Source organism: Leisingera sp. ANG-M1 (assembly GCF_000813745.1).
GTDB lineage: Bacteria > Pseudomonadota > Alphaproteobacteria > Rhodobacterales > Rhodobacteraceae > Leisingera.
The window spans coordinates 154,046-166,061 of sequence record NZ_JWLC01000005.1 but is presented as its reverse complement, the minus strand read 5'-3'; the positions used below and the strand labels follow the sequence as shown (position 1 = coordinate 166,061).

The 12,016-nt window shown below is 62.6% G+C and carries 10 protein-coding genes; 5 read left to right on the top strand and 5 right to left on the bottom strand.

The genetic code is table 11. The features are described from left to right. Nucleotides 1-128: 128 nt before the first annotated feature. The 3 genes from groL to RA19_RS03045 form a co-directional block, all read right to left on the bottom strand. On the bottom strand, nt 129-1,778 hold the full coding sequence (groL, locus tag RA19_RS03055) for a chaperonin GroEL (protein WP_039159458.1): 1,650 nt from the start codon (nt 1,776-1,778) through the stop codon (nt 129-131). 66 nt (nt 1,779-1,844) lie between these two features. Beyond that, a complete protein-coding gene (groES, locus tag RA19_RS03050) occupies nt 1,845-2,132 on the bottom strand; it encodes a co-chaperone GroES (protein ID WP_039159457.1) in 288 nt (95 codons plus the stop codon). Between the two features lie 192 nt (nt 2,133-2,324). Further along, entirely contained in the window at nt 2,325-3,326 is a 1,002-nt protein-coding gene (locus RA19_RS03045) for an isopenicillin N synthase family dioxygenase (RefSeq protein WP_039159456.1), read from the bottom strand. 337 nt (nt 3,327-3,663) lie between these two features. Here RA19_RS03045 and RA19_RS03040 point away from each other — a divergent pair, with 337 nt between their 5' ends. Beyond that, nucleotides 3,664-4,695, top strand: a complete 1,032-nt coding sequence (locus RA19_RS03040; RefSeq protein ID WP_039159454.1) for an acyltransferase family protein — start codon at nt 3,664-3,666, stop codon at nt 4,693-4,695. 25 nt (nt 4,696-4,720) lie between these two features. On the opposite strand, the gene RA19_RS03035 is transcribed toward RA19_RS03040, so the two are convergent. Further along, nucleotides 4,721-5,404 carry a DUF2161 domain-containing phosphodiesterase gene (locus tag RA19_RS03035; RefSeq protein WP_039159452.1) on the bottom strand — a complete coding sequence of 228 codons (684 nt, stop codon included), beginning with the start codon at nt 5,402-5,404 and terminating at the stop codon, nt 4,721-4,723. A 161-nt stretch (nt 5,405-5,565) separates the two neighbouring features. On the opposite strand from RA19_RS03035, the gene RA19_RS03030 reads away from it, so the two are divergent. From RA19_RS03030 to RA19_RS03020, 3 genes are all read left to right on the top strand, one after another. After that, the gene (locus RA19_RS03030; protein ID WP_241479012.1) at nt 5,566-6,552 is read left to right on the top strand and encodes a TraB/GumN family protein; all 987 of its coding nucleotides are present in this window, start codon (nt 5,566-5,568) and stop codon (nt 6,550-6,552) included. Between the two features lie 48 nt (nt 6,553-6,600). Next, nucleotides 6,601-7,581, top strand: a complete 981-nt coding sequence (locus RA19_RS03025; protein WP_039159450.1) for a TraB/GumN family protein — start codon at nt 6,601-6,603, stop codon at nt 7,579-7,581. Between the two features lie 106 nt (nt 7,582-7,687). Then, nucleotides 7,688-8,608: a manganese-dependent inorganic pyrophosphatase gene (locus RA19_RS03020; RefSeq protein ID WP_039159449.1), complete on the top strand. Its 921-nt coding sequence runs from the start codon at nt 7,688-7,690 to the stop codon at nt 8,606-8,608. A 103-nt stretch (nt 8,609-8,711) separates the two neighbouring features. Here the strand turns inward: RA19_RS03020 and RA19_RS03015 are convergent, their stop codons facing one another. Then, nucleotides 8,712-10,619: a methyl-accepting chemotaxis protein gene (locus RA19_RS03015; protein WP_039159448.1), complete on the bottom strand. Its 1,908-nt coding sequence runs from the start codon at nt 10,617-10,619 to the stop codon at nt 8,712-8,714. A gap of 474 nt (nt 10,620-11,093) precedes the next feature. On the opposite strand from RA19_RS03015, the gene RA19_RS03010 reads away from it, so the two are divergent. Continuing rightward, on the top strand, nt 11,094-11,969 hold the full coding sequence (locus tag RA19_RS03010; RefSeq protein WP_039159446.1) for a TIGR01459 family HAD-type hydrolase: 876 nt from the start codon (nt 11,094-11,096) through the stop codon (nt 11,967-11,969). The last annotated feature ends 47 nt before the right edge of the window (nt 11,970-12,016 follow it).

Here is a 12,016-nt window from a genome sequence, read left to right as displayed (position 1 = left end):
CATATCGCAAGGCACATTAGGAGCAATCCAGCAGCCGAAACAACAAAAAAGGCCACCCGCAAAGGTGGCCTTTTCTGATTTTTCCAGCTCACGGAGCGGCTGGCTCTCCCGAGGGAAAACCGGGCTGATTACATCATGCCGCCCATGCCGCCCATGCCGCCCATATCGGGCATGCCGCCTGCAGCCGCGCCTTCTTTGGCGGGCTTGTCAGCAACCATGGCTTCGGTGGTGATCAGCAGGCCTGCAACCGATGCCGCGTCTTCCAGAGCGGTACGGGTCACTTTCGCCGGGTCGATCACGCCGAAGGAGAACATGTCGCCATATTCTTCGGTCTGCGCGTTGAAGCCGAAGGCGGAGTCTTTGGACTCGCGCACTTTGCCGGCAACCACGGCGCCGTCGACACCTGCGTTTTCAGCGATCTGGCGCAGCGGCGCTTCGATGGCTTTCTTGACGATGGTGATACCGGCGTTCTGGTCGGCGTTGGCGCCTTCCAGGCCTTCCAATGCCTTGCCTGCCTGAACCAGGGCAACACCGCCGCCGACGATCACGCCTTCCTGCACAGCTGCGCGGGTTGCGTTCAGAGCATCGTCCACACGGTCCTTGCGCTCTTTCACTTCCACTTCGGTCATGCCGCCGACGCGGATCACGGCAACACCGCCTGCCAGTTTGGCAACGCGTTCCTGCAGCTTCTCACGGTCGTAGTCGGAAGAGGTTTCTTCGATCTGGGTGCGGATCTGGGCAACACGTGCTTCGATCTCGGCCTTCTCGCCAGCACCGTCGACGATGGTGGTTTCGTCTTTGGTGATTTCGATCTTCTTGGCGGTGCCCAGCATGTCCATGGTCACGGACTCGAGCTTCATGCCCAGATCTTCGGAGATCACCTGGCCGCCGGTCAGGATCGCGATGTCCTGCAGCATGGCCTTGCGGCGGTCGCCGAAGCCCGGTGCCTTGACGGCTGCGATTTTCAGGCCGCCGCGCAGTTTGTTGACAACCAGGGTCGCCAGCGCTTCGCCTTCAACGTCTTCGGCGATGATCAGCAGCGGCTTCTGCGACTGGATCACCTGCTCCAGCAGCGGAACCATCGGCTGCAGGGAGGACAGTTTCTTTTCGTGCAGCAGGATCATGCAGTCTTCGAGGTCTGCAATCATCTTGTCCGGGTTGGTCACGAAGTAGGGGGACAGGTAGCCGCGGTCGAACTGCATGCCTTCCACAACGTCGGTCTCGGTGTCGAGGCCTTTGTTTTCCTCAACGGTGATGACGCCTTCATTGCCGACTTTCTGCATCGCGTCTGCGATCTGCTGGCCGATTTCGGCTTCGCCGTTGGCGGAGATGGTGCCAACCTGAGCGACTTCAGCGGTGTCTTTCACTTCGCGGGCCATGTCTTTGATGCCTTCGACGACTTTGGCGGTTGCCAGGTCGATGCCGCGCTTCAGATCCATCGGGTTCAGGCCGGCTGCAACCTGCTTCAGGCCTTCTTTGACGATTGCCTGAGCCAGAACGGTTGCGGTGGTGGTGCCGTCGCCGGCTTCGTCGTTGGTGCGGGAAGCAACTTCCTTCACCATCTGGGCGCCCATGTTCTCGAACTTGTCTTCCAGCTCGATTTCCTTGGCAACCGACACACCGTCTTTGGTGATGCGCGGCGCGCCGAAGGATTTGTCCAGAACCACGTTGCGGCCTTTCGGGCCCAGGGTCACTTTCACAGCGTCAGCCAGCACGTTCACGCCGGCCAGCATGCGGTTGCGCGCGTCAGTGGTAAATTTGACGTCCTTAGCAGCCATTTTTCACTCTCCTAGAGAAATTCTGTAATTGTCAGCGAGATTTGGGATCAGAGCAGCCTTAAGGGCTTACTCGATGATGCCCATGATGTCGCTTTCCTTCATCATCAGCAGCTCTTCGCCGTCGACCGAAACTTCGGTGCCGGACCACTTGCCGAACAGGATCTTGTCGCCGGCTTTAACAGCCATTGCGATCAGCTCGCCGCTGTCCTTGCGGGCGCCTTCGCCGGTTGCGACGACCTGGCCTTCGCTCGGCTTTTCTTTTGCGGAATCGGGGATGATCAGGCCGCCAGCGGTTTTTTCTTCGCTCTCGGTGCGGCGCACCAGGACGCGGTCATGAAGCGGTTTCAATGCCATCTTTGCAGCTCCTTAAAGGCTCAAAGGTTGTTATCTCTATCCACCCCCGCTCCCTGGCAGGGGCCGTTATCACTCACACCCAGCGAGTGATAACGAGGGGAAGCTAGGAATGCCCTGCGGCCTTGTCAACAGCGGAATCGGCAAAAAATGAGGGGCGCCGCGGCGCCCCCTGATTTTCTTTGATTTGCGCGCTTATGCTGCCTTGTCTTTCAGGTGCGGGAAGCTGTCCTTAAAGCGCCCGAACTTGTGCGTGCCGCAGGTCACCGGTTCATAGCGGGCCGGATTTTCCGCGCTGACGCAGCTTTCCAGGGGCTGAAACACCGCATCGGCATCCGCGTCGATAAAGAAGGGAATCGAATAGCGCTCGCGGCCCGAGGCATTCACCACCCGGTGCAGGTTCGCCAGGTACAGGTCATTGGTCAACCGCTGGATCAGGTCACCGATGTTGATCACAAAAGTCCCGGCAATCGGCGGCCCCTCGACCCAGGCACCGTCGCGGTTCATCACCTGCAGACCGCCCACATCATCCTGCGCCAGAATGGTCAGGCTGCCATAGTCGGTATGGGCACCGATGCCCATCACGCTCTCGTCGATCTGCCCTTCCTGCGGCGGGTAATGCAGCAGCCGCTGGATGGTGATCGGGTTCTGCATCCGCGGCGCAAAGAAATCCGCCTCCAGGTCCAGGCTGACCGCAATCGCCCGCATCAGCCGCTGTGCCAGGCCTTTCATCTCTTCATGATAGCCATAGACGGCTTCGGCAAACTCCGGCCGCGCCGCGGGCCACAGGTTGGCTCCAAAGAACGGTGCAGTACCGCCCGGGCATTCCGGCCCGATGTCAAAACACTCCTTCAGATCCTTGGTCTTCTTCGGGTCGGTGTTTTCGCCGAAAATCTCGATATAGCCGCGCAGCGCCAAGCCGGACTTCGAAATATGCAGGTCCATCTTGTCCTGCAGCGGCAGGTCAAAGAACGCCCGGGTCTCGTCAAAGGCGCCGTTCACCACTGCCTCGGGCACGCCGTGGTTCTTGACGTAGAAGAAGCCCACATTGGTCAGCGCCCAGCGGATTTTCTTGGCCACCTCAAACAGGCTGCCGCCGCTGTTCAGCGCGCTGATGTCGACCACCGGGATCTTGTCAAAAGATACCCGCTGCGCCCGCAGCCGGTCCTGAAGCCGGTCGATATCCTGAGTTGCCATTGCTGTCTCCCCTCATGCAAAGCTGGCGCCTTCATCGGTGCAGACCTGGCTCCGCTCAACAGGGAAAAAATACACATCAGATGAGCTGATCTAACTTCAGATGATCAGTGAACTCATATTTACCTGATCAAAATAGAAACACACTTTACTTCACCACACCCAATTCCAACGCCACCCCGGCCCGCCCAATGCCCTGCTGCGCCGGCAAGGAGCCGAAGGCGGCGGCCCAGGTTTCCGTAACGGCACCTGCTTGCGCCCCGGCCTGAAAAAGCTGGGCAATCCGGAAAATGAAGCTAGAAAAACGTTATTGCAATGAAGGTTACGTGACGCGTTCAGGATGTTTCTTGCCATCAAGCCATATACTGCCCAGGCTGTTGAAACCCGCCATGCGGACAGGCTGGATTGGATCGACGCCGCAAAGGGCGCAGCCATTCTGCTGGTCGTGCTTGGCCACTGCCTGCGCGGGCTGCTGGGCGCCGGCCTGATCGCCGAGCCGCAGCCCTACCTGCGCGCCGATGGCATTATCTACATGTTCCACATGCATGTGTTTTTCATCCTCAGCGGCATGTTTCTGCTGCAGCAGGCGGCAAAGTCCGGCCCTGCAGCAATGACAGGGCGGCTGGCCTGGCGGCTGCTCTACCCGCTTGTGTTGTGGACCTATCTGTTCCTGGCGCTTCAGACGCTTGCCGGCGATGGCGCCAATTCGCCCGGCACCTTGCTGCGGCTGCCGCTGCCGCCCTATGCCCACTTGTGGTTTCTCTGGGCACTGTTTCTCGGGATGCTGGCCCTTGGGCTGACCCTGGCCCGCACGCCGCATCTGCGGCAGCGCCCCGCCGCCTGGTTCGGCGCAGCGGGCCTTGCCGTTCTGGTTTGGGCCTTTGCCCCCTTGCCTGCAGCGGCCTGGCCCTGGCTGGGAGAGTTCCTGCGCTATCTGCCGTTCCTTGCCCTTGGCGCCGGGCTAAGCCTGCTGCCGGGCTGGAAAAGCGGTCCTGCCCTGCCGCTGCCGCTGTGCCTGCTGGCCTTTGCCCTGCTGGCGGCCACTCAGCCCGCCTTGCAAGGCAGCATGCTGCTGTCAGCCCTGGCCTCCTGCGCCGCTGCGCTGGTGTTCCTGCAAGCGGTGAAAGGGGTTGCTTCGCGACCGCCGCTGGCACGGGCGTCCACGGTTCTGCAGTACCTGGGAAAAATGTCGATGGCCATCTACCTGGCGCACACGGCCTTCAGCGCCCTGGTCCGGATCCTGCTGACCTCGGCCGGCGTCACCGGATCCGGCCTGCATCTGGCCGCAGGCACGGCCGCCGGTGTGATCGGCCCGCTGGTGATGGTTATCCTGCTGCGCCGGCTGAACCTGAACCGCGCTTTGGGAATGTGATCCGGCAGGCGGGGCGCATGCCGGATCAGGATGCGGCTGTGTCCTCTTCCCAGCTCCCGGCCCAATGCACCAGGCCGTCCCGGCCAGCATCAGTCAGCTGGTAGACGCCTTTTTCCACTCTTTCGAACCAGCCATAATGGTTCTTGCCCATCAGCTGGGTGGCCCGGGCAACACCGGTGGCCTTGGCAACCTCTGCTCCCTTGCAGGCGCCCGCCCCTGCCAAATGCGCAGCACAGGCCAGCGCGTCCTGGCGGTAGGCGGTGACAAGCCCGTGCCGGGTCGCCCCGCCTGCATTCGGATCACCGCGCAACGATTGAAACTCGCGCAGCAGCCGCGCCTGCTTCTTCTTGGACTTGCGCGGCGCATAAGGCCCGGGATCGCAGTGCACCTCGGCCCTGCCATCTGACAGCACGGTGATCAGCCCCAGCCCCAGCCTCCGGCACATTGCCAGATTGTCCTTCAGCATCCGCCGCGCCTGCCGCCCCGCAGGCCGCGGCACCGCGATGTAAACGTGATCGGTGACCGACAGCCGCGCAATGGCCTGATGGAACAGCGACAGCGAGAATTTCAGCTTCAGTTCGACAATCACCGGCGGCTCATCGCCGCGGCAGGCCACCACATCGGCCGCCCCGACCTCGCCCTTGACCGTGTAGCCCTGCGTCTCCAAGAGCGCCTTGACCGGCGGGTACAGCTGATCTTCCCGTTCCATACCCTCTGACTGGCAGGAACCGCCGCCAAAGGCAACTCTGCCCGAACAGCCTGCCCCGCACAGAAAACCGCAAATGGCGCAAGGTTTTACGTTGCCGCACCCCGGCTGCGGACCTAGGTTGATAAGTCCAGGCCACAGTTCCGGAAACGGGGAAAGGGCGCATGATGAAACGGATTGCTTTGGCACTTGTGCTGGCCCTGCAGGCCTCCGCAGGGTTTGCGGCCTGCCGCGGCATTGATTACCGCGAGCACATGCCGCCCGCCACGCTGGAACGGCTGGAGCGCGCCATGGCCGCAACCCCGTTCTCGCGCGGCAACCATTGGGTGGCCACCAAGGGCAGCCGCACTATTCATGTGATCGGCACCATGCACGGCGGCGATGCCCGCATGGCCAAAGTGATGCGCACCCTGCGCCCGGCTCTGGCCGCGGCGGAGGCGATCTACCTGGAGACCTCGCAACAGGATATGGAGCGCCTGGACAGGATGCCGCCCGCCCTGGCCCGCAACTTCCTGCTGCCCAAGGGCCAGGAGCTGCGGAACCTTCTGGCCAAAGAAGCCTGGCAGCATTTTGAGCTCACCGCCCAGGTGACCGGCGCCAGCCTGGAGACGGTCAACCGGATGCAGCCCTGGGCAATCTCCATGTTCCTGGTGCAAAGCGGCTGCCGCCCCTACGGCTTTGGCCTGCGGCGCGGGCTGGACGACCGAATTGCCGATTTTGCCCGCCGCAAGCGGATCCCGCTGGGCGCGCTGGAATCGCCGGAAGAAGCGCTCGCCGCGATCTCGAGCCTGCCGCTGCGCGATCAGGCGCGGATGCTGGAGCTGGAACTGGAGCTTGTCCGCTCGGACCGGCCCGAAGACGCCACCCCGGTTGAGGCCTACTTCGATCAAAGCGTCTGGACCGCCTTTGTGCTCGCGCCCTGGGTCAGCGCCCAGTACAGCAGTTTTTCCAGTGCTGAAACCGAACGGCTGTGGCGCCAGTACAACCAGCGCCTGCTGGATCAGCGCAACAAACGCTGGATGCAGCCGATCCTGGCCGCCGGGCAAGACCGGATTGTGGTCGCCGTCGGTGCCGCGCATCTGCCCGGCCGGAACGGTGTGCTGAACCTCCTCAAGGCCCGGGGCTTCACCCTGACCCGGGCGCCGTGGTAGACCAGCCGCAGCCCGCAATGGGCCCACAGCTTTCAGGACATTTTCTTCATGCGTTTCTTTCTTGCTGTTATCCTCCTGCTGCTGCCTGCCTCTCTGTGGGCAGCCTGCGGCGGCACCGACCTGCGCACCACCCTGCCTGCGGAAAACCGCGCCCGGATTGAGAGTCTCATCGCCGCGGCCCCGTTCGGCGAGGGCAACCACTGGATTGCCCGCCGCGGCGGCCGCACGGTCCATGTGATCGGCACCCTGCATTTCAGCGACCCGCGGATGGATCAGATTGCAGCGGATCTGGCACCGGTGATTGCTGAGGCCGACACGCTGCTGCTTGAGGCCAGCCCCAGCGACAAGGCCGCCTTTGAAAATGAGATGGGGCGCACGCCATCTTTGATGCTGATCACCGAAGGCCCCTCGCTGATTGACCGGCTGCCGCCGGAAGAATGGGACGAACTAGCCGCCACCGTTCGCAGCCAGGGCATCCCGCCGTGGATGGCCGCCAAGATGCGGCCGTGGTTCCTGGCTGTCAGCATGGCAATCCCGCCCTGCCTGCGCCAGGACAAAGACATCCAGAACGGCCTGGACATGCGGCTGGGCAACTTGGCCGAAGCTGCCGGGGTGCCGGTCCGCTCGCTCGAAGACCCGATGGCGGTGATCCGGATGATGGACGCCCAACCTTTGGAAGAACAGGTCCGCCAGCTGCGTGCATATATCTCGATGCTGGGCAGCGGCGAAGACTATTTCTTCACCACCTCCGAGTCCTATTTTGATGAGCAGGCGCTGTTTGCGCTCCATCTCAGCGAACAGCAATTCCTGGACAGCAGCACCCTGACCCCTGCTGAAAGCGAAGCGCTTTGGGCCGAGTCGATGGCCGGGCTGCTGACCCTGCGCAACCGGGCCTGGATCCCGGTGATCGAAGCCGCAGCAGGCGACCGCATTGTTGTGGCGGCAGGCGCCCTGCACCTGCCCGGGGAAGATGGCGTCCTGAACCTGCTGCAGCAGCAGGGCTACAGCCTCGAGCGCGCGCCCTTCTGACCACAGTGCCGCATTGCAGCAGCTGCGGGGTGACAAGCCGGCCTGCCGGTCCTATAAGGCGCGCAATTCTCCCCTATCTGGACTCATGAGTGAACAGGACAGTCACATGACCATTCAAGTTTTCGGCCATAAATCCCCCGACACCGATTCCACCGGCTCCCCGATAGTCTGGGCCTGGTACCTGAACGAAGTGAAAGGCGTTGCCGCCGAGCCCAAACTGTTGGGCGAGCCGAACACCGAAGCGGCCTTCATGCTGCAGCGCTGGGGCTTTGAGAAGCCCGCAATCATCGAAGATGTGGCTGATGACGCAGCTGTTGTGATCGTCGACACCAACAACCCGGCCGAGCTGCCCGCCAACATCAACGGCGCCGACGTGCAGGCGATCATCGACCACCACAAGCTGGTCGGCGGCCTGGAAACCAAAGGCCCGATCGACATCACCATCCGCCCGCTGGCCTGCACCGCCACCATCATGCACGACCTGATGGGCGACGACGCCGCCAAGATGCCGGAAGCCATCAAAGGCGCGGCACTGACCTGTATCCTGTCCGACACCCTGGAATTCCGTTCGCCGACCACCACCGCGCACGACAAGGCCGTGGCCGAGAAGCTGGCCGCCGACCTGGGCATCAGCATCTCCGAATACGCCGCCGAAATGTTTGCCGCCAAGTCGGACGTCTCTTCCTTCTCCGATGCCGAGCTGCTGCGCATGGACTCCAAGGAATACGAAGTCGACGGCACCAAGTTCCGCGTCTCGGTTCTGGAAACCACCGCTCCGGCCGTTGTACTGGACCGCAAGGCCTCGCTGATGGACACCATGACCACCGTGGCGTCTGAGGACGGCGTTGATCAGGTGCTGCTGTTTGTAGTCGACATCCTGAACGAGGAAGCCACCCTGCTGGTGCCCAACGACCTGGTAAAGACCGTGGCCAGCAAGTCCTTCGGCGCCGATGCAGCGGGCGACACTGTGGTGCTGCCGGGCATTATGTCCCGCAAAAAGCAGATCATCCCGAACCTGAAGGTGTAACCGCCCCCTCAGGCCGGACCAAACAGCAAAGGCGCCCCGCGGGGCGCCTTTCGCATTTCAGGCTTCTGGCGGTTTGCGGCCGCCGCCGGATCAGGCATCCGGATCAGGCGGATTTGGCCACCGGCCCGGCATCCTCTTCCGGCCAGGCTTCACTGCCGTCATTGAAATCTTCCCAAATTGCGCTGTTCGGCGCGGACGGCGCAACGGCCTGCGGCAGGTCTGCCACCTCCGGATGCGCCGCAGCGGGCTGCGGCTGCCAGCCCGCCGCCGGGGAAGCCCCGCCGGCCCCTTCGCGCAGGGTAAACTGGCTGACCAATTCGTTCAGCCCAACGGTTTCGTTGTTCATCACCCGGATCGCATTGCCGGAATCTTCCACCATGGACGCGTTTTTCTGTGTCACCGAGTCGAGCTGGGACACGCCCAAATTGATCTCGTTCAGACCCTGAGCCTGCTCGGCGGATTCGCTGGAAATACCGGACACCAATTCGGCAATGTTGGTGACCTGGGTGACCACGGTGGTCAGCGCCTTGCCCGCGCCGTCCACTTTTTCGACACCGTCCTTCACATGCGCGGAGCTGGCAGTGATCAGCCCCTTGATCTCGTTCGCGGCATCCGAAGAGCGCTGCGCCAGCGCCCGGACCTCGGAGGCAACCACTGCAAAGCCGCGGCCAACCTCGCCTGCACGGGCGGCCTCGACCCCGGCATTCAGCGCCAGCAGGTTGGTCTGGAAGGCGATATCGTCGATCACCGTGATGATCTGCGAAATCTGGTTCGAGGAGGCCTCAATCTCGTTCATCGCGGAAATCGCGCCTTCGACTACGCGGCCGCTGGTCTCGACATCGCCGCGTGCAGTCTCTACCGCAGTCTGCACTTCCTGGGCGTTGCGGGCCGAGGAATTGACGCTGGCGGTCATCTGCTCCAGCGCCGCCGCGGTCTGTTCCAGCGTCGCGGCCTGGCTTTCGGTGCGGCCCGACAGCTCTTCGGAAGCGGATTGGATTTCGCCCGACTGCTGCTGGATCCGCCGCCCGGCGCGCACCACATCGGCCATCAGCTCGTTCAGCTTGTCGACGGTCTCGTTGTAGTTCACCCGCAGCGGATCATAGTCACCGCTGAAGCTGGTGTTGATCCGGTCGGTGAGGTCGCCTTCTGATAGCCGCTGCAGCGCCGCCCGCAGCCGGTCGATCACCTTCTCGCTTTCTTCCCGCAGCCCGTTCTGCTCATCCAGCGCGTTGATCACCCGGCTGGAAATCGCATCGATATCCGCGGCGATCTCGCCGAATTCATCCGACCGCATCCGGTCCGCGACCTTGAGCCCCAGATCGCCCTCGGCGACTTCGCGCAAGGCCGCACGCAGCCGCGCAATCGGCCGGGTGATCGTCACCACCACCTGCCGGGCATTGCGGGCCATAATCAGCACCGCAAGCGCCGAAAAACCCATCAGCCCGTAAAGCAGCTGCATATCATGCGCCCGCGCCTCCGTGGCTGTTTTCTCGGCGAATTGCTTGATCTCCTTGCCCAGCGGCACCAGCGCCGCATCCAGCGCCTCGTAGCGTTCCTGCAGCTGCGGCAGGGCCGCCCCGGCGGCAGCGGCATCTTTAAATGCCAGATCCATCACCTTTTGCGCCTCCTCCAGGAAGGCCGCAGTCACAGGCAGCAGTTCGATCACATGCTGCCGGATTACGCCGGACAGCTCCACCTGCTGCAAGGCTGCAACCGAATCCCGCATGGATTGCACATCGCTGGCGAATTTGGACAGCAAATGATCCTGCTTGGCGGCGGCTCCTTGCGGACCGACCAGCAGCGCATGCACCACCCCGGCCTCGACCGCATCATGCATTTTGTCCACCATCAGCTCGTGCCGGATGGCATTGGTGGCATTGATCTGCCGCTCCAGCTCCAGCTCGCTTTGCCACAGGCTGTAGACCGCGGCTGCCGCGAGGATGACAACAGAAGCAATCGAAATCACACCGGAATAAAACAGCCGGGTTTTCATTGGAAGAGTACGAAACATCGCTAACACACCATACAGTTGCTCAAAATACACCCTAAAGAAGAGTCATTAAGGAAAACTTGGATTTTCAATGTTTCGTTTTCTGCACTTCTGCAGGCGGCCTTGGCGGGTGATTGCTTCGCAGGCCGGCTCTGCCGCCGCGGTGCAAGGAAGGTTCCGGGCCGGGAACACCGAAAAACGTACAAGTCGCTGGTATTGAACAGGTTTTCAAGACACAGCCTTAACTTCAGTCTGCCCGGCCACGGTGCTTCCCGCGGTCTGGCACTTCGAGCCGGGCGGTCGCGGATCCCTGAAAACCAGCTGGCCCGCTTAGTTGTGCACCGCCGAAACCCTGACAAAATACGCGCGCGTCTTTGACCGTCAGCTCGCACCCGGCATGGGTGATTCTGGTGCCGGGTTTGCCACTGCCTGGCGGCTGGTCATTCCCCTCCGCCTCTGCCATAGCTGTCGCAACGGAAATCCGAGAGAGCCCCCATGACCCAGATCATCTCCTCCCTGTCCGAAGTCTCCAGCCGCTACAAAGCACTGTTTGTCGACCTCTGGGGCTGCGTGCACAACGGCATCACTGCCTTCCCTGATGCGGTGGCGGCACTCAAGGCGTACCGGGCGCAGGGCGGCATCGTGGTGCTGGTCACCAACTCGCCGAAACCGCGCGCGGGCGTGGCGGCGCAGCTGGGGCAGTTCAACGTGCCTGCAGACGCCTATGACACCATCTCGACCTCGGGCGATTCCGCACGGGCAGCGATGTTCACCGGCGCAGTGGGCAACAAGGTCTACTTCATGGGAGAATGGCAGCGCGACGCGGGCTTTTTCGAGCCGCTGCATGTGATCCATGAGCCGGTGGAGATCACCCGGGTGCCGCTGCAGGAGGCCGAGGGCATCGTCTGCTGCGGCCCCTTCGACACCATGGCGGATCCGGAGGTGAACCGGGCGGATTTCCTTTATGCCAAGCAGAAAGGCATGAAGCTGCTGTGCGCCAACCCGGACATCATCGTCGACCGCGGCGAGACCAGGGAGTGGTGCGCAGGCGCGCTGGCAAAGCTTTACACCGAAATGGGCGGCGAGAGCCTTTACTTCGGCAAGCCGCATCCGCCGATCTATGATCTGGCCCGGCTGCGGCTGCAGGAAGTGGCGCCGGGGATTGCCGATTCCGAGATCCTGGCGATCGGCGACGGGCCGCATACGGATATTGCCGGCGCCATGGGCGAAGGCATCGATTCTCTGTTCATCACCGGCGGCCTTGCGGCCAGAGAAACAAAGACATCGGTCCAGCCGGACGCGGAGGCGCTGGCAGCCTATCTCGCGCAGGAGCAGTCCGCGCCGACTTATGCCATTGGTTTCCTGCGGTAAAACGGCCTTTGGCTGCGCCTGGCATCGTGCCAGGTGCCTTCATGAGA

Coding starts and splice junctions, on each gene's coding strand:
- RA19_RS03025 (WP_039159450.1), top strand. CDS start 6,601: ATGCGTTTCTTTCTTGCTGTTATCCTCCTGCTGCTGCCTGCCTCTCTG.
- RA19_RS03020 (WP_039159449.1), top strand. CDS start 7,688: ATGACCATTCAAGTTTTCGGCCATAAATCCCCCGACACCGATTCCACC.
- groES (WP_039159457.1), bottom strand. CDS start 2,132: ATGGCATTGAAACCGCTTCATGACCGCGTCCTGGTGCGCCGCACCGAG.
- groL (WP_039159458.1), bottom strand. CDS start 1,778: ATGGCTGCTAAGGACGTCAAATTTACCACTGACGCGCGCAACCGCATG.
- RA19_RS03010 (WP_039159446.1), top strand. CDS start 11,094: ATGACCCAGATCATCTCCTCCCTGTCCGAAGTCTCCAGCCGCTACAAA.
- RA19_RS03035 (WP_039159452.1), bottom strand. CDS start 5,404: ATGGAACGGGAAGATCAGCTGTACCCGCCGGTCAAGGCGCTCTTGGAG.
- RA19_RS03030 (WP_241479012.1), top strand. CDS start 5,566: ATGATGAAACGGATTGCTTTGGCACTTGTGCTGGCCCTGCAGGCCTCC.
- RA19_RS03040 (WP_039159454.1), top strand. CDS start 3,664: ATGTTTCTTGCCATCAAGCCATATACTGCCCAGGCTGTTGAAACCCGC.
- RA19_RS03045 (WP_039159456.1), bottom strand. CDS start 3,326: ATGGCAACTCAGGATATCGACCGGCTTCAGGACCGGCTGCGGGCGCAG.
- RA19_RS03015 (WP_039159448.1), bottom strand. CDS start 10,619: ATGTTTCGTACTCTTCCAATGAAAACCCGGCTGTTTTATTCCGGTGTG.